This is a genomic window from Sphingomonas sp. UBA978 (assembly GCF_002292295.1).
Lineage (GTDB): Bacteria > Pseudomonadota > Alphaproteobacteria > Sphingomonadales > Sphingomonadaceae > Sphingomonas.
The window spans coordinates 195,108-209,660 of sequence record NZ_DBBS01000019.1 but is presented as its reverse complement, the minus strand read 5'-3'; the positions used below and the strand labels follow the sequence as shown (position 1 = coordinate 209,660).

Annotated in this window: 16 protein-coding genes; 8 read left to right on the top strand and 8 right to left on the bottom strand. The window is 69.1% G+C overall.

Annotated features, from left to right (window positions below; all coding sequences use genetic code 11):
• Window positions 1-38: 38 nt before the first annotated feature.
• Window positions 39-206, bottom strand: a complete 168-nt coding sequence (locus B2515_RS12470) for a hypothetical protein (RefSeq protein WP_293876831.1) — start codon at window positions 204-206, stop codon at window positions 39-41.
• Window positions 207-304: 98 nt separating this feature from the next.
• On the opposite strand from B2515_RS12470, the gene B2515_RS12465 reads away from it, so the two are divergent.
• Window positions 305-772, top strand: coding sequence for a GreA/GreB family elongation factor (locus B2515_RS12465; RefSeq protein WP_293876751.1), 468 nt, complete (start codon window positions 305-307; stop codon window positions 770-772).
• A 572-nt stretch (window positions 773-1,344) separates the two neighbouring features.
• Here B2515_RS12465 and B2515_RS12460 read toward each other — a convergent pair.
• The 3 genes from B2515_RS12460 to B2515_RS12450 all read right to left on the bottom strand — a co-directional run bounded on the left by B2515_RS12460 (window position 1,345) and on the right by B2515_RS12450 (window position 4,815).
• The gene (locus B2515_RS12460; protein ID WP_293876749.1) at window positions 1,345-2,697 is read right to left on the bottom strand and encodes a sensor histidine kinase; all 1,353 of its coding nucleotides are present in this window, start codon (window positions 2,695-2,697) and stop codon (window positions 1,345-1,347) included.
• Entirely contained in the window at window positions 2,694-3,425 is a 732-nt protein-coding gene (locus B2515_RS12455) for a response regulator (RefSeq protein ID WP_293876747.1), read from the bottom strand. Before B2515_RS12455 ends, B2515_RS12460 begins: the two co-directional genes overlap by 4 nt.
• A gap of 61 nt (window positions 3,426-3,486) precedes the next feature.
• On the bottom strand, window positions 3,487-4,815 hold the full coding sequence (locus B2515_RS12450) for an MFS transporter (RefSeq protein ID WP_293876745.1): 1,329 nt from the start codon (window positions 4,813-4,815) through the stop codon (window positions 3,487-3,489).
• 192 nt (window positions 4,816-5,007) lie between these two features.
• Here B2515_RS12450 and cyoA point away from each other — a divergent pair, with 192 nt between their 5' ends.
• The 5 genes from cyoA to B2515_RS12425 are packed head-to-tail and all read left to right on the top strand — an operon-like array spanning window position 5,008 to window position 9,856.
• The gene (cyoA, locus tag B2515_RS12445) at window positions 5,008-6,147 is read left to right on the top strand and encodes a ubiquinol oxidase subunit II (RefSeq protein ID WP_293876743.1); all 1,140 of its coding nucleotides are present in this window, start codon (window positions 5,008-5,010) and stop codon (window positions 6,145-6,147) included.
• A gap of 10 nt (window positions 6,148-6,157) precedes the next feature.
• Window positions 6,158-8,170 carry a cytochrome o ubiquinol oxidase subunit I gene (gene cyoB, locus B2515_RS12440; protein WP_293876741.1) on the top strand — a complete coding sequence of 671 codons (2,013 nt, stop codon included), beginning with the start codon at window positions 6,158-6,160 and terminating at the stop codon, window positions 8,168-8,170.
• A gap of 5 nt (window positions 8,171-8,175) precedes the next feature.
• Window positions 8,176-8,805, top strand: a complete 630-nt coding sequence (gene cyoC, locus B2515_RS12435) for a cytochrome o ubiquinol oxidase subunit III (RefSeq protein ID WP_293876739.1) — start codon at window positions 8,176-8,178, stop codon at window positions 8,803-8,805.
• On the top strand, window positions 8,802-9,182 hold the full coding sequence (gene cyoD, locus B2515_RS12430) for a cytochrome o ubiquinol oxidase subunit IV (RefSeq protein WP_293876737.1): 381 nt from the start codon (window positions 8,802-8,804) through the stop codon (window positions 9,180-9,182). The genes cyoC and cyoD overlap by 4 nt, the downstream gene beginning before the upstream one ends.
• A gap of 2 nt (window positions 9,183-9,184) precedes the next feature.
• On the top strand, window positions 9,185-9,856 hold the full coding sequence (locus B2515_RS12425) for an SURF1 family protein (RefSeq protein WP_414711394.1): 672 nt from the start codon (window positions 9,185-9,187) through the stop codon (window positions 9,854-9,856).
• Between the two features lie 231 nt (window positions 9,857-10,087).
• Here B2515_RS12425 and B2515_RS12420 read toward each other — a convergent pair whose 3' ends face one another.
• From B2515_RS12420 to B2515_RS12410, 3 genes are read right to left on the bottom strand one after another with little or no spacing between them, the layout of a single operon-like run.
• Window positions 10,088-10,264, bottom strand: coding sequence for a DUF4169 family protein (locus B2515_RS12420; RefSeq protein WP_293876733.1), 177 nt, complete (start codon window positions 10,262-10,264; stop codon window positions 10,088-10,090).
• 7 nt (window positions 10,265-10,271) lie between these two features.
• Window positions 10,272-10,820, bottom strand: coding sequence for a transcriptional regulator (locus tag B2515_RS12415; RefSeq protein ID WP_293876731.1), 549 nt, complete (start codon window positions 10,818-10,820; stop codon window positions 10,272-10,274).
• A 37-nt stretch (window positions 10,821-10,857) separates the two neighbouring features.
• Window positions 10,858-11,943, bottom strand: a complete 1,086-nt coding sequence (locus B2515_RS12410) for a GNAT family N-acetyltransferase (RefSeq protein ID WP_293876729.1) — start codon at window positions 11,941-11,943, stop codon at window positions 10,858-10,860.
• A gap of 97 nt (window positions 11,944-12,040) precedes the next feature.
• Between B2515_RS12410 and B2515_RS12405 the strand changes: the two genes are divergently transcribed.
• Together B2515_RS12405 and B2515_RS12400 are read left to right on the top strand one after the other, a co-directional pair.
• Window positions 12,041-12,490, top strand: coding sequence for a DUF2721 domain-containing protein (locus tag B2515_RS12405; RefSeq protein ID WP_293876728.1), 450 nt, complete (start codon window positions 12,041-12,043; stop codon window positions 12,488-12,490).
• Entirely contained in the window at window positions 12,487-12,918 is a 432-nt protein-coding gene (locus B2515_RS12400) for a DUF4345 domain-containing protein (protein ID WP_293876727.1), read from the top strand. The genes B2515_RS12405 and B2515_RS12400 overlap by 4 nt, the downstream gene beginning before the upstream one ends.
• Here the strand turns inward: B2515_RS12400 and B2515_RS12395 are convergent.
• A complete protein-coding gene (locus tag B2515_RS12395) occupies window positions 12,876-14,432 on the bottom strand; it encodes an amidase (protein ID WP_293876726.1) in 1,557 nt (518 codons plus the stop codon). The genes B2515_RS12400 and B2515_RS12395 overlap by 43 nt on opposite strands.
• Window positions 14,433-14,553: the final 121 nt, after the last annotated feature.

The following is a 14,553-nucleotide window of genomic DNA, read 5'->3' as shown; positions in this document are numbered from 1 at the left end:
CCCTGCGCGAACCGCTCATACCCCCGGCGGCGGGGCGGTCAGAAGATCAGCGTGTAGAAGCAGGTGAAGAAGGCGGCGAAGCTGAGCAGGAACAGCTTCCAGTCCTCGTCGTCGCGCTTGCGGGCATCGGGCGTCACCGGTGGCGGCAGGGTCTGCCGAAACGGATGGCGGGCGGCTTCGTTGGTCAGGACAAGGCGTCTGGTCATCATGGACATGTTAACGTCCTGTTTACGATTACGACCAGCCGCAAAGGTGGTTAAACCGGACCTGTCCGCGGATGGGACACATTGAGAGAGGCCGTGCCATGAGTGTCGCGTTCCGCCGCGAGAGCGACGAAGAGCATCTGGAGCCGAAGTTCGAGCTGCCCATCCCCGCCGGTCCCAATCTGGTGACGCGGGCGGGCAAGGCGTTGATCGAGACGCGGATCGCCGCGCTGGAGGCGGCGCTGGCGCAGGCGGCGACCGAGGATGCCGAGGCGATCCGCCGCGACCTGCGCTATTGGCAGACGCGGCGGACGACCGCGATCCCGACGGCGGCGCCCGAGGACGGCAGCGCCGGATTCGGCACGCGGGTGCGCGTGACGATCGGCGGCAAGCCGCGCACGATCGCGATCGTCGGCGACGACGAGGCCGATCCGCATGCCGACCGGCTGGCATTCGGCGCGCCGCTGGCGCGGGCGCTGATCGGCGCGGAACCGGGCGACGTGCTGCCGTTCAACGGGCGGGACGATGCGATCGCGGTGCTGGGGGTCGAGCCGATCGACGGGGCCTGAACCGACACGAGGCCCGGATATGAGCCGAGCTACGCGACCATCGCTGGTCCCGTAGCTCGACCGTCGGGCACCGGGGAGCACCCGAATGCCGGCGGTGCCGTGTCTGGGAGAGAACGCCGCCGACCGCTCACGAATATCGTCCCCATGTTGCGGCGATATTTCCGCCGGGACATCGCGGTGCAATCCGGAACCGCGATGCACGTGGCGAAGGAGCCCCGCGCATGTCCGCCCTGCCGCCCGTCCCGTCCGCTTCCGGCCCCGCCCCCAGCCCTGCCCCCTGTCTCGTGAGCCGGCACCGGCCCGCGCGCAAGCAGACCAGCGTCGGCGGGGTGCGCCGTGCGCGGTGCCTGTGCTGCGGGTTGCAATTGATGCGCACTGCGATCAGCCGGCGCTGGATCATCGCCGACCGGCTTGGGTGATTTCCCGGCCCGGCGTCGGTGGGGCGAACCGGCTGGCGCGATCTGTTCTTCTGGCTCCTGCGCAGGGGGGGGGCTTTGGACGCGAAGGGTGCGGATTGGGTCGAAACGCCAGCGTTTCTGGATCCCCGCCTGCGCGGGGATGACGGGTTTTGTTTACAGCGGCAGCGTGACGCGGGCGATGGCGCCGCCGTCGGGGTGGTTGGCGATGGTCGCGTCGCCGCCGTGCGCGCGGGCGACGCCGCGCACGCTGCTGAGGCCGAGGCCGATGCCGCCGGTGTCGCGGTTGCGCGAGCGTTCGCCGCGGAAGAAGGGTTCGAACAGGCGGTCGAGGTCGTCCGGGTCGATGCCCGGGCCGTGGTCGCGCACCGCGATCACCGCATGGCCGTCCAGCTCGGCGAGCGTCACTTCGGCGTCACCGGCATATTTGAGCGCGTTGCCGACCAGATTGGCGACCAACGCCTTGAGCCCCGCCGCATCGCCCTCGATCACGACGGGGTCGCCGTCGTGCAGCGTCACCGGCTCGCCGCGGTCGGCGAGATCGTCGGTCACGCTCTCGACCAGCGAGCGCAGGTCGAGCCGCCGCCGCTCACCGATACGATTGTCGTCGCGGAAGAAGGCGAGCGCGGCCTGGATCATCGCCTGCATGTCGGCGATGTCCGATTCGCTGGTGGTGCGCAGCGGCTCGGGCGCCCGTTCGAGCCGCAGCCCGAGGCGCATCAGCGGCGTGCGCAAATCGTGCGCGATCGCCGCGATCATCGTCGTGCGATCCTCGACATAGCGGTTGAGCCGCGCCTGCATCCGGTTGAACGCCGCCGCGGCATCGGCGATCTCCGCCGGGCCGCCGAGCGGCACGGGCGCGGCGCGCGGATCGCGGCCCAGGCGTTCCGCCGCGGCACCGAAGGCGGCGATCGGCTTGGTCAGCCGCCGCGCCAGCAGCCAGGCGAAGGGCGCGACCGCCAGCATCGCCGCGAGCAGCCACAGCAACGCCCGCCCGCGCCAGCTTTCGAAGCCGGTGCGCGCGCCCCGCGCGCTCAGCCAGCTGCCGTCGGGCTGCTGCACCGAGACGGTGAAATGGCCGAACATGATCTGGCTCCGCGCATCGGGGGAGCGACGGCGCTCGGGCGGCCCGGCGCGGCGCGGGATCGGGCCGAAGACCATCGGCGGCGGGCCGCCACCGAAATGGACGCGCACCCGCTCCGCGGCGACGCCGAGCTGGCCGGCGATCACCCCGGCGAGATGGTTGCCGCGATCGTCGAACGGCTCCGGATCCTCCGCATCGCGCGACAGCAGCAGCTCGCCGCTCGCGTCGCCGCCATGGCGCAGCGCCGCCACCACCTGCGGCACCGAATAGATGCGCGGCGTCGGCGGCGCGATCGAGACGACCAGCGCGACGTTGAGCGCCTGCACCGCGGCGACGCTGAGCAGCATGACGAGGAACACGCGCCAGAACAGCGACCGGCGCACCCCGCCCCATGGCCCCCGGGCGGGCCGGTCCGGCCGGCTCATGCGCGGCTGACCGCCGGCACGAACAGATAGCCTTCGTTGCGGATGGTGCGGATGATTTCGTCGCCGCCGCTGCGCAGCTTGCGCCGCAGCCGGCTGATCTGGACGTCGATCGCGCGATCGAAGGCGTCGGAATTGGGGCCCCGCGCCGCCTCGAGCAGCCATTCGCGCGACAGCACCCGGCGCGGCCGTTCGGCGAAGACGCGCAATAGGGCGAATTCGCCGTCGGTCAGGCCGACGAGCACGCCCTGCGCGTCGAACAGTTCGTGCGCGAACAGGTCCATCGTCCAGCCGTCGAAGGTGAGGCGCGAACGGTCCTGCGGCTCCGCCTGCTGGCGGCTGCGCAGCGCGGCGCGGACGGTGGCGAGCACCTCGCGCGCGCTGCACGGCTTGGGGAGGTAATGGCTCGCGCCGATCTCCAGCCCGACGATGCGGTCGCGCTCCTCGCCCAGCGCGCTGAGCATGATGACCGCGGGGCCGCCGTCGCGGGCGATGCGGCGGCAGGCGGCAATGCCATCCTCGCCCGGCATCATCACGTCGAGCAGGATCGCATCGATCCGCTCGCGCTCCAGCACCGCGTCCATCTCGCGCGTGTTGGCGGCGGCGCTGACGCGGTAGCCGCGCGCGCCGAGGCTCTGCGTCAACAGGGTGCGGATCTCGCGATCGTCGTCGACGACGAGGATCGCGGCCGGTTCGTCCCCCGCGGCGGTATCGACAGGTCGGTGCGTCATCGCCCCCTCATGCCGCAGAAATGTTTCCACGGAATATCAGGGGGCGACGCACCGGCACCGATCAGTCCAGCCGGCGCGCGAGTTCCTTGTTGAGGCCGAGCGCGACCAGGGTGGCAATGGCGCCCGAGAGCAGATAGCCGCCCGCGGCGATCAGGCCGAACTGGCTGGCGAGCACCAGCGCGGCGAGCGGCGCGAAGCCGGCGCCGAACAGCCAGGCGAGGTCCGAGGTCAGCGCCGCGCCGGTGTAGCGCGCGCGCTTGGGGAAGTTGTTGGTCACCGCGCCCGACGACTGGCCGAAGGCGAGGCCGAGCAGCACGAAGCCGCCGATCATGAACGCCAGCTCGCCCGAGCGGCCGCCGGCGAGCAGCTGCGGCGCGAAGCCGCTGAACACCGCGATCGCCGCGGCGGTATAGCCGAGCACCGAGCGCCGGCCGATGCGGTCGGCGAGCAGGCCGGAGATGACCACCGAACCAAGGCCGAAGAAGGCGCCGATGATCTCGATGCCGAGGAAGCTCGCGATATTCTCGCTGGTGTAGAGCGCGATCCACGACAGCGGGAACACCGTCACCATGTGGAAGAGCGCGAAGCTCGCCAGCGGGGCGAAGGCGCCGATGATGATGTTGCGCCACTGCGCCTTGACCGTCGCGGTGACGCGCGACGGGGTGAGCTCGCGGCTCTTGAACAGCTCGGTATATTCCGGCGTCACGACGATCCGCAGCCGCGCGAACAGCGCGACGACGTTGAGCGCGAAGGCGACGAAGAACGGATAGCGCCAGCCCCAGGACAGGAAGTCGACCATGTCCATGTTGGCGAGGAAGAAGGCGAAGAGCGCACTTGCCACGATCAGGCCGAGCGGCGCGCCGAGTTGCGGCACCATCGCGTACCAGCCGCGCTTTTCGGGCGGTGCGTTGAGCGCGAGCAGCGAGGCGAGGCCGTCCCAGGCACCGCCGAGCGCCAGACCCTGGCCGATGCGGAAGGCGGCGAGCAGGAACGCCGACGCGGCGCCGACCTCGCCATAGCCGGGCAGGAAGGCGAGAGACACGGTCGAGGTGCCGAGCAGGAACAAAGCGATCGTCAGCTTGGTGCCGCGGCCATATTCGCGGTCGACCCACATGAAGATCTGCGTGCCGATCGGCCGCGCGATGAACGCCAGCGGGAAGAGCGCGAACGACCAGAGCGTGCCGGTCAGCCGGTCGACGTACGGGAAAACCAGCGCCGGGAAGACGATGACCGACGCGATCGCGTAGCAGAAGAAGTCGAAGAATTCGGAGGTGCGGCCGATGACGACGCCGATCGCGATCTCGCCCGGACGGACCTCATGGTCGCCCCGGGTGTTGACGGCACGGGCATCGCGTTCGAGCGGTGCGGAATGGGCGGAAGCCACTGACATGTATCGCAGTCCTGTCGTCTCGCAGCCCGAGGGCCATCGGTCATCAACGCACTTCGCCCGGAAACGGACGCAGCGCGAACATGCCTCCTTACCGCAGCGGCCGGCCGGGCGGGATAGGACAAAATGTCCTATTTTGCGCTGCAGCACACAGGCGTAGCGGCAATGACGATGCGAACTCCCTCGTTCTCCCCCATGCGGCTTCGAACCGCTGCCGTCGCACTCCTCGCGCCCGCCCTGCTGGGTGGCTGCGACTGGGTGGTGATGAACCCGTCCGGCGACGTCGCCCGGCAGCAGGCCAATCTGATCCTGTGGTCGACCGGCCTGATGCTGCTCATCATCGTGCCGGTGATCGCGCTCACCATCCTGTTCGCGTGGAAATACCGCCACAGCAACGAGGATGCGGAATATACGCCCGACTGGGACCATTCGACGGGCCTCGAGCTCATCATCTGGTCGGCGCCGCTGCTGATCGTCATCGCGCTCGGCGCGCTGACCTGGATCAGCACGCACAGCCTCGACCCCTATCGCCCGCTGGCGCGGCTGGAGCCGGGCAAGCTGCTGGCCAAGAACGACAAGCCGCTGGAGATCCAGGTCGTGTCGCTCGACTGGAAGTGGCTGTTCATCTATCCCGAACAGGGCGTCGCGACGGTCAACGAGCTGGTGCTGCCGATGAACCGGCAGGTCCGGTTCCGGATCACCTCGTCGTCGGTGATGAACACCTTCTACGTCCCCGCGATGGCCGGCATGATCTATTCGATGCCCGGCATGGAGACGCGGCTGCACGCGGTGCTCAACAAGCCGGGCCGGTTCGACGGGTTCAGCGCCAATTACAGCGGCGCGGGCTTCTCGGACATGCGCTTCACCGTCGACAGCATGGACGATGCCGGCTTCGCCAAATGGGCGTCCGAGGCGCGGACCGCGCCGAAGCGGCTCGACATGCCGGCGTATCTCCAGCTCGAAAAGCCGAGCGAGAAGGTCGCGGCGGCCCGCTATGCCGCCATCGCGCCGCAGCTGTTCGACCGGATTCTGGGCATGTGTACCAAGCCGGGCGAAACCTGCATGCAGGCGACGATGATGCAGGACGGCGCACACGATCCGAAACGCGACAGCGGCCATGGCGCGCCGGTCAACAACGGCGGCCATATGCGCGGCAGCGAGGCCAAGGGCGCGCTGCTCAAGGAGCCGGAGGAGAAGGGCAGCAGCCCGCACCGCAACGCGCCCCGCGACGCCGCCCCCGGCAGCAGCAAACCTGGCAGCGAAGACAATCGCTCCATGACTTCCATCGACCCCCTGCGCGCGCCGTTTGCCGGCGCCGCGGCCGCTCGATCCTAGGACCCGCACGATGTCCGACGCATTGCTCAAGACCATTTTCGGGCGGCTGACGCTCGAAAGCTTCCCGATCCATGAGCCGATCCTGATCGCGACCTTTGCCATGGTCGCGATCGGCGGCGCCGCGGTGGTCGGCGCCCTCACCTATTTCAAGGTGTGGGGCTATCTGTGGAAGGAGTGGTTCACCAGCGTGGACCACAAGAAGATCGGCATCATGTACATGGTGCTCGGCATCGTCATGCTGCTGCGCGGCTTCGCCGACGCGCTGATGATGCGCGCGCAGCAGGCGATGGCGTTCGGCGCCAACGACGGCTTCCTGCCCGCTCACCATTACGACCAGGTGTTCACCGCCCACGGCGTCATCATGATCTTCTTCGTGGCGATGCCCTTCGTCACCGGACTGATGAACTATGTCGTGCCGCTCCAGATCGGCGCGCGCGACGTCAGCTTCCCCTTCCTCAACAATTTCAGCTTCTGGATGACCGCGGCGGGTGCGGCGATCGTCATGGTCAGCCTGTTCGTCGGCGAGTTCGCGCGGACCGGCTGGCTGGCGATGGCGCCCTTGTCGGGGCTCGATTACTCGCCCGATGTCGGTGTCGATTATTACATATGGGCGTTGCAGGTGGCGGGCGTCGGCACCTTGCTGTCGGGCGTCAACCTGCTCGCGACGATCGTCAAGATGCGCGCGCCGGGGATGAGCCTGATGAAGATGCCGATCTTCACCTGGTCGGCGCTCGCCACCAACGTGCTGATCGTCGCCGCCTTCCCGGTGCTGACCGCGGTGCTCGCGATGCTGAGCCTCGACCGCTATCTCGGCACGCACTTCTTCACCAACACCATGGGCGGCAACCCCATGATGTACGTCAACATGATCTGGATCTGGGGCCACCCGGAGGTCTACATCCTCATCCTGCCGGCGTTCGGCGTGTTCAGCGAGATCACCTCGACCTTTTCGGGCAAGCGGCTGTTCGGCTATACGTCGATGGTCTACGCGCTGCTGGTCATCACCATCCTCGCCTACCTCGTCTGGCTGCACCACTTCTTCACCATGGGGTCGGGGGCGAGCGTCAATTCGTTCTTCGGCATCACCACGATGATTATCTCGATCCCGACGGGCGCGAAGATCTTCAACTGGCTGTTCACCATGTACAAGGGTCGGATCCGCTTCGAACTGCCGATGATGTGGACGATCGCGTTCATGATTACCTTCGTCATCGGCGGCATGACCGGCGTGCTGCTCGCGGTGCCGCCCGCCGACTTCGTGCTGCACAATTCGCTGTTCCTGGTGGCGCATTTCCACAACGTCATCATCGGCGGCGTGCTGTTCGGCATGTTCGCCGGGATCAACTACTGGTTCCCCAAGGCGTTCGGCTTCACGCTCGACAAATTCTGGGGCACGATCAGCTTCTGGTTCTGGACGGTCGGCTTCTACGTCGCCTTCATGCCGCTCTACGTGCTCGGCCTGATGGGCGTGACGCGCCGCCTGCGCCATTTCGAGGACCCGTCGCTGCAGATCTGGTTCGTCATCGCCGCGATCGGCGCCGCGATGATCGCGGTCGGCATCGCCGCCTTCCTGATCCAGATCTTCGTCAGCGTCCGCAACCGCGAGGCCCTGCGCGACACGACCGGCGATCCGTGGAACGGCCGCAGCCTCGAATGGGCGACCTCGTCGCCGCCGCCCGCCTATAACTTCGCGTTCACGCCGGTCGTCCGCGACCTCGACGCCTGGTACGACATGAAGTCGAACCATGCCGAGCGGCCGCTCAAGGGCTTCCGGGACATCCACATGCCGCGCAACACCGGTACCGGCGTGTTCCTGGCGGGCCTGTCCGCGGTCTTCGCCGTCGCGATGATCTGGTACATGTGGTGGCTTGCCGGGCTGGCGTTCGTCGGCCTGCTGGCGGTCGCGATCGGCCATACCTTCAACTACGACCGCGATTATTACATTCCCGCCGCCGACGTGACGGAAGCCGAGGACGAACGGACCCGGCTGCTCGACGCGCGCGCCGCGGTGGCGGGGGCCTGAGGACCATGAGCGAAGCAACCATCCCGCCCGGCGCCGAGGCGCCGATCTTCTACGAGACGGACGAGCATCATCACGACGCCGGCGGCAGCACCATGCTGGGCTTCTGGCTGTACCTGATGAGCGACTGCCTGATCTTCGCGATGCTGTTCGCCTCCTACGGCGTGTTCGGCGGCAGCTATGCCGGCGGTCCGCAGCCGCATGAGATCTTCAAGCTGCCGCTGGTCGCGCTCAATACGTCGATGCTGCTGCTGTCGTCGATCACCTACGGCTTCGCCATGCTGTCGATGAACGACGGCAAGTTGCGCAGCGTGCAGGGCTGGCTGGCGATCACCGGCCTGTTCGGCCTCGCCTTCCTCGGGATCGAGCTCTACGAATTCTCCGAGCTGATCCACGAGGGCGCCGGGCCGCAGCGCAGCGCCTTCCTGTCGGCGTTCTTCACGCTCGTCGGCACGCACGGGCTGCACGTCACCTTCGGCATCATCTGGCTGGTGACGCTGATGGTGCAGGTCGGCCGCAAGGGCCTGATCGACGCCAACCAGCGCCGCCTGCAATGCCTGTCGCTGTTCTGGCACTTCCTCGACGTGATCTGGATCGGCGTCTTCACCTTCGTCTACCTGCTGGGAGTGCTGCGATGAGCGCCGACACCCATGGCCACGGCCATGACGATCATGCGTCCGGAGCCCCCCACGGCACCCGCAAGGACTATATCATCGGCTTCGTGCTGTCGGTCATCCTGACCGCCATCCCGTTCGGTCTGGTGATGAGCGGCATCATCGCCGACACGCGGATCACCGCCGGCATCGTCATGGTGTTCGCGCTGGTTCAGATCGTCGTCCACATGGTCTATTTCCTCCATATGAACTCAAAGTCGGAGAACGGCTGGACGCTGATGGCGCTGATCTTCACGATCATCGTCGTCACCATCTGTCTGGCGGGATCGCTCTGGGTGATGTTCCACATGAACGCCAACATGATGCCCGGCATGACCTCCGGAGACATGGCCGGCATGTGACCATGCGGCGGGCGATCGTCACCGGCCTGCTGCTGGCCGCGATCGCCCTGCTCGTCGGGTTGGGCATCTGGCAGCTCGAACGCCGGACGTGGAAGCTCGCGCTGATCGCGCAGACCGAGCGGCAGCTGGCGCGCGCGCCGGTGCCCGCGCCAGGCCCCGCCCGCTGGGGCGCGATTGGCGCGGACGACGTCTACACGCCGGTCGTCGCCACCGGCCGCTACCGGCGCGACGCCGACACCTATGTCCAGGCGGTGACCGAGATCGGCGGCGGCTTCTGGGTGCTGACCCCGTTCGACACGACCCGCGGCTTCGCGCTGCTGGTCAACCGCGGCTTCGTCCCCGCCGGCGAGCGCGGACGCGTTGCCCCCTCCCCCGACGTGCAGACGGTGCGCGGGCTGCTGCGGCTGAGCGAGCCGGGCGGCGGCTTCCTGCGCCGCAACGATCCCGCTGCCGGCCGCTGGTATTCGCGCGACGTCGCGGCGATCGCCGCGGCGGGGGGGGCCGGAAGACTCGCCCCCTATTTCATCGACGCCGGCGGGCCGCGCACCGGCTGGCCGCGCGGCGGGCTGACCGTGGTGCGCTTCCGCAACAGCCATATGGTCTATGCGCTGACGTGGTTCGGGCTGGCGCTGCTGGTCGCGGGCATGGCGTGGCGGGTGCGGCGGCGGGGGTAGCGGGTTGGACTGATGGCTTGGCCCTTTGCCGCCTTCAGCGTCTGTTCCCTCTCCCGTCGAGCGCGCCGGGGAGGATGGCTATAGTCGGTCGCGACAATCCACGCCGTCACTCCCGCGACGGCGGGGGTCGATACGCGCCGACCTCACGGACGGAATCGAAGCGGTAGCGTCTATGGATTCCTGCCTTCGCGGAATGACGAACTTTTGGTGTCCCGCGGATGTCGATCGAATTTAATCGTCGAGCTTGGCGCCGTCGAGCGTGCGGTCCGCTCTCGCGCGGTCGGCTGCGTCGGCGTCGCGTTCCGCTTTCGTGCGGCCGAATTTCGCGCGGTTCGCTTCGGCCGCCTGCGCGGCGGTGGCGCGGTCGCGGGCCTTGCGGGCGCGGCGGAGGTTGACGATCTCGGCCATGGCGCGCCTATCGCCCGGCGGCGCGGTCTTCGGCCGCGCGACGGACCGCGCACCAGCGCTCCCATTCGTCGCGCGCGTCCGCGAGCGCGCGATGCGCGGGTATGTCGCGGTCGCGGAATTCGGCGAGCGCGACCACATCGGCGACCGCGACGCCGAGCGCCGCCGCCGGCACCGCGTCGCGCAGGATCGCCGTCGCGGTCTCGCGTTGCGCCTCCTCGGTGTCGCTCAGCCGGAGCGCGTGGCGCGGCAGCTTGGCGGCGCGCAGGAGCGCGCTCAGCCATTTGCCGTCCCATGACGGCGCGCTGGCGAACAGCGCGTGGCCGCTCAGCACCGCGACCATCCGGCGCGCGACGACGTCGTGCGGCGTGCCCTCGGCCTCCAGCTTTGCGCGCGGGATATGGTGGATCGCCTCGGCCGCGTCGTCCCAATCGTCCCATTGCAGCGGCGGGCGAATCAGGTGGCTTTCCTCGCGCCCGTCCTCGAACACCCAGGCGACCTCGATCGGATAGCTTCTCTTGGCGAGCGACGAGGCTTCGAAATCGAGGAACACCAGCATGACGCGTCAACGCCTAGGCGCGGCAAAGGGGTGCCGTCTAGTGACCCGATCGCCGCCAGACACCGCGGGCGAGACGGCCGGCGAGCGCGGGCAGGCCAGGTCGGAGCAGCAACCAGTCGCGGATCGCGGGGCCGCGTTCGGCGCCGATCACCTGTTTGTAGCCGCTGTCGCCCGCACCCCAGTCGACGCGCGCGATGCCGCGGCCAAGCGCCTCGACCAGATTGCGGTAATAGAGCAATTTGCCGGGCGAATGCTTGGCGTAGGCCGGGTCGTAGCTGTTGGCGATCGCATATTTGAGGTTGCCGGCGTCGAGGTCGAAGGAGAAGGCCGCGGGGCTGCCGTCAATCGTCAGCAGCGCGGCGCGGAGCATGCCGGCGATCACCGGATCGGCCGCCGCGGCGCGCCAGAAGGCGCCATGGCCGGTGGCGGTGAATTTCGCGTCCGACCCGTCGGTGCGCGCGGCGATCCAGCTCGCCTGTTCGACCGCAGCGAGCGCGTCGAAGGCGGCGGGCCAGTCGGTGCCGGCGAGGAACCGCCAGTCCGGCGCGCCGTGCGCGGCAAGATGCTTTTCGTGGAAGCGGTTCTTGCGCAGCGTCGATCCGCGCGGCCAGCTGCCCTCCGCCTGCAGCGCCGCCATGTCGAGCAGCCAGCTGTCGGCAACGAACCGGTCGAGCACCGCCCAGCCGCTCGCCCGCGCCGCCGCGATCAGCGGCATCGCCGCGGCATCGTCGTCATAGACCGGCCCGATGCGCAGACCGTTGACCGCGCCCGCGAGCGTCGACAGCGCCGCCCGGATCGTCGCCTCGCCCGCGCGACGCGCGAGCGGGAAGCTGCGGAACGGCCAGTAGCAGCCCGGCACCGCGGCGAGGCGGAGCAGCGCCGGGCCGACGCCGACCAGCGGCAGCGCCAGCGTCGGTTCTCCATCCTCCTCGACCAGCACGGTGCGGGCATGGCCGCCATAGGCCGCCAGCGCCGCGGCATACCAGCCGTAGCGCAGGAAGGCGTGGGTGGGCGCCGCGCCCTGCGCGACCGTGTCGATCGCGGCGGCGAGGCCGTCGGCGACGCTGCCGCGCGCCACCGGGGGCAGCCGCTGGAAATCGGCGAGGAACATCGGCCTGGTCACGGTGCCGGGGTGTAGCCGTGATGCGTTACCAAGCGGTGCAGAAAGCGGCGGCCCGTGCACCCTTTCGCGCCGCGCGAACCGACCTATGATGCGCGCCATGCCGACGTTCTTCCAGGTTTCGACGATCGCCCAGACGATCCAGCTGTCGCTCGCGCCGGTGTTCATGCTCGCGGCGATCGGACAGATCCTCAACGTGCTCGCCGGGCGGCTGGCGCGGGTGATCGACCGCGCGCGGGTGCTGGAGGATCGCGTGCTCGGCAGCGAGGGAACGGACCGGCAGCGCTACGTGTGGGAGTTGAAGCTGCTCGACGAGCGGATGTCGATCATCAACGCCGCCTTGTTCCTGTCGGTGTCGAGCGCGGTGATGGCGTGCATCGTCATCGCGCTGCTGTTCATCGCCAATATCGCGAGCTTCCACATCGGCACCTGGATCGCGCTCGCCTTCATCGTCGCGGTGGCGCTGCTGATCTGCTGCCTCAGCGCCTTCATGTGGGAGGTGCGGGTCAGCCTGCGCGCGATCCACGTCCGCAAGGAGATCCTGTCGTGAGCCTCGCGGGCGAGCGCCGGCTGTTGCAGGCGGTGGTCGCGCTCGCCTGTGTCGTGCCGTTGAGCGTCGGCGGGCAGAGCGTGCTCCACGGCCCCGGCTTCCTCGGCCATCCGCCGGTGATCCCGACCGACCTCGACAGCCATTTCCGCTATATCTCGGGCATCTTCCTCGCCGTCGGCGTCGCCTTCGCGACCTGCGTGCCGCGGATCGAGACCAAAGGCCCGCGCTTTCGCCTGCTCGGCGCGCTGGTGGTCGCGGGCGGCGCGGCGCGGCTGGTGTCGCTGGCCGCGGTCGGCGCGCCGTCCACGGGGCATCTGTTCGGCTTCGCGATGGAGCTGGGCGCGGTGCCGCTGCTGATGCTGTGGCAGGCGCGCTTCGCGCAGCGCTACCGTCGTGCGCCCTCCAGCCCCTCGCCGACGTCCGCCTGAGGGCGATAGCGCGGCGCCACCCGCGCCTGCGCCCGCTGTTCATAGGCGTAACCCGCGCCGAGCACGGTCGCATCGCCGCCGCGCGTCGCGATGAAGGACAGGCCAACCGGCAGCCCCTTCACCAGCCCCATCGGCACCGTCAGATGCGGATAGCCCGCGACCGCGGGCAGTTCGGACGCGGAGGGGCCGTTATACTGGTCGCCATAGACCGGGTCGCTGAGCCATGCCCCCGCATAGGTCGGCTCGACCAGCAGCTGCGCGCGTGCGCTGCGCAGCATGCCGTCGATCGCCTCGCTCGCCAGCCTGAGCGATGTCGCCCGCGCCGCCTTGTAGGCGGGATCGTCCAGCCCCTTCGTCTTCGCCGCCTCCTCGAAGATCTCCTGCTGGAAGAAAGGCATCTCCTCGGTCGCATGCGCGCGGTTGAACGCGATCAGCTGGTCGAGCGTGCGCGCGGTCACCGTCGGCGGGGTGGTGGCGAGATAGGCGTCGAGGTCCGCCTTCAGCTCGGTCTTGAGCACGATGAATTCGGCGTCGCCGATCCCGTCGAGCTTCGGCGCGGCAACGTCGACCAGCACCGCACCGGCGCTGCGCAGCACGGCGAGTGCGGCGTCGTAGCGCGCGGCGAGATCGGCCGACAGCCCGTCGGGCCGTAACACCGCGACGCGCACGCCCGACAGCGCGCTGACCGACAGGCCGGCGGCATAATCGGGCGCGCCGCCGCGCGTCACCATCGCCTGCAGCAGGATCGCGGCGTCGCGGACGCTGCGCGCCATCGGCCCCGGCGTGTCCTGCGAATGGCTGATCGGTACGACATGCAGGCCGCTGACGAGGCCGATCGTCGGCTTCAGCCCGACCAGCCCGTTGATCGACGACGGGCAGACCACCGACCCGTCGGTCTCCGTCCCCACCGCCGCCGCGGCGAAGCTCGCCGCCACCGCCGCGCCCGATCCCGACGACGAGCCGCAGGCGGTGCGATCGAGCGCATAGGGGTTACGCACCAGCCCGCCGACCGCGCTCCACCCGCTCATCGCGTGACTGGAGCGGATGTTCGCCCATTCCGACAGATTGGTCTTGCCGAGGATCACCGCCCCCGCCGCGCGCAGCGCCGCCACCACCGGCGCGTCGCGGCCGGTGACATTGTCCCGGAGCGCAAGGCTGCCCGCGGTCGTCGCCATCCGATCGGCGGTTTCGATATTGTCCTTGATGAGCACCGGCACGCCGTGCAGCGGCCCGCGCAGCCGCCCGGCCCGGCGCTCGCCATCCAGGGCCTTCGCCTGCACCAGCGCATCCGGGTTGACCGCGATGACGCTGCGCAGCGTCGGCCCCTTGCGGTCCATCGCGGCGATCCGGTCGAGATAGGCGCGGGTCAGATCGACGCTGGTCGCGCGACCCGCGGTCATCAGCGCCTGCGCCCGTTCGAGCGACACCTCCTCGACCTTGACCGACCTCGCCGCCGCCGGCGCGACCGGCATGGCGGTGGCGGCGAGCAGAAACCCTAGAAATATCCGGCGCATGGAACCCCCTGTCCTGTTCAGGCGATGCTACCGACAGACAGGGCCGGCGCAAGGCAGCGACGCCGGATTGACCCGGCAACGATCCCGCGCCACTCCTCGACATTGATCTGCATCAACCCAT

Coding starts and splice junctions, on each gene's coding strand:
- B2515_RS12470 (WP_293876831.1), bottom strand. CDS start 206: ATGACCAGACGCCTTGTCCTGACCAACGAAGCCGCCCGCCATCCGTTT.
- B2515_RS12465 (WP_293876751.1), top strand. CDS start 305: ATGAGTGTCGCGTTCCGCCGCGAGAGCGACGAAGAGCATCTGGAGCCG.
- B2515_RS12460 (WP_293876749.1), bottom strand. CDS start 2,697: ATGAGCCGGCCGGACCGGCCCGCCCGGGGGCCATGGGGCGGGGTGCGC.
- B2515_RS12455 (WP_293876747.1), bottom strand. CDS start 3,425: ATGACGCACCGACCTGTCGATACCGCCGCGGGGGACGAACCGGCCGCG.
- B2515_RS12450 (WP_293876745.1), bottom strand. CDS start 4,815: ATGTCAGTGGCTTCCGCCCATTCCGCACCGCTCGAACGCGATGCCCGT.
- cyoA (WP_293876743.1), top strand. CDS start 5,008: ATGCGGCTTCGAACCGCTGCCGTCGCACTCCTCGCGCCCGCCCTGCTG.
- cyoB (WP_293876741.1), top strand. CDS start 6,158: ATGTCCGACGCATTGCTCAAGACCATTTTCGGGCGGCTGACGCTCGAA.
- cyoC (WP_293876739.1), top strand. CDS start 8,176: ATGAGCGAAGCAACCATCCCGCCCGGCGCCGAGGCGCCGATCTTCTAC.
- cyoD (WP_293876737.1), top strand. CDS start 8,802: ATGAGCGCCGACACCCATGGCCACGGCCATGACGATCATGCGTCCGGA.
- B2515_RS12425 (WP_414711394.1), top strand. CDS start 9,185: ATGCGGCGGGCGATCGTCACCGGCCTGCTGCTGGCCGCGATCGCCCTG.
- B2515_RS12420 (WP_293876733.1), bottom strand. CDS start 10,264: ATGGCCGAGATCGTCAACCTCCGCCGCGCCCGCAAGGCCCGCGACCGC.
- B2515_RS12415 (WP_293876731.1), bottom strand. CDS start 10,820: ATGCTGGTGTTCCTCGATTTCGAAGCCTCGTCGCTCGCCAAGAGAAGC.
- B2515_RS12405 (WP_293876728.1), top strand. CDS start 12,041: ATGCCGACGTTCTTCCAGGTTTCGACGATCGCCCAGACGATCCAGCTG.
- B2515_RS12395 (WP_293876726.1), bottom strand. CDS start 14,432: ATGCGCCGGATATTTCTAGGGTTTCTGCTCGCCGCCACCGCCATGCCG.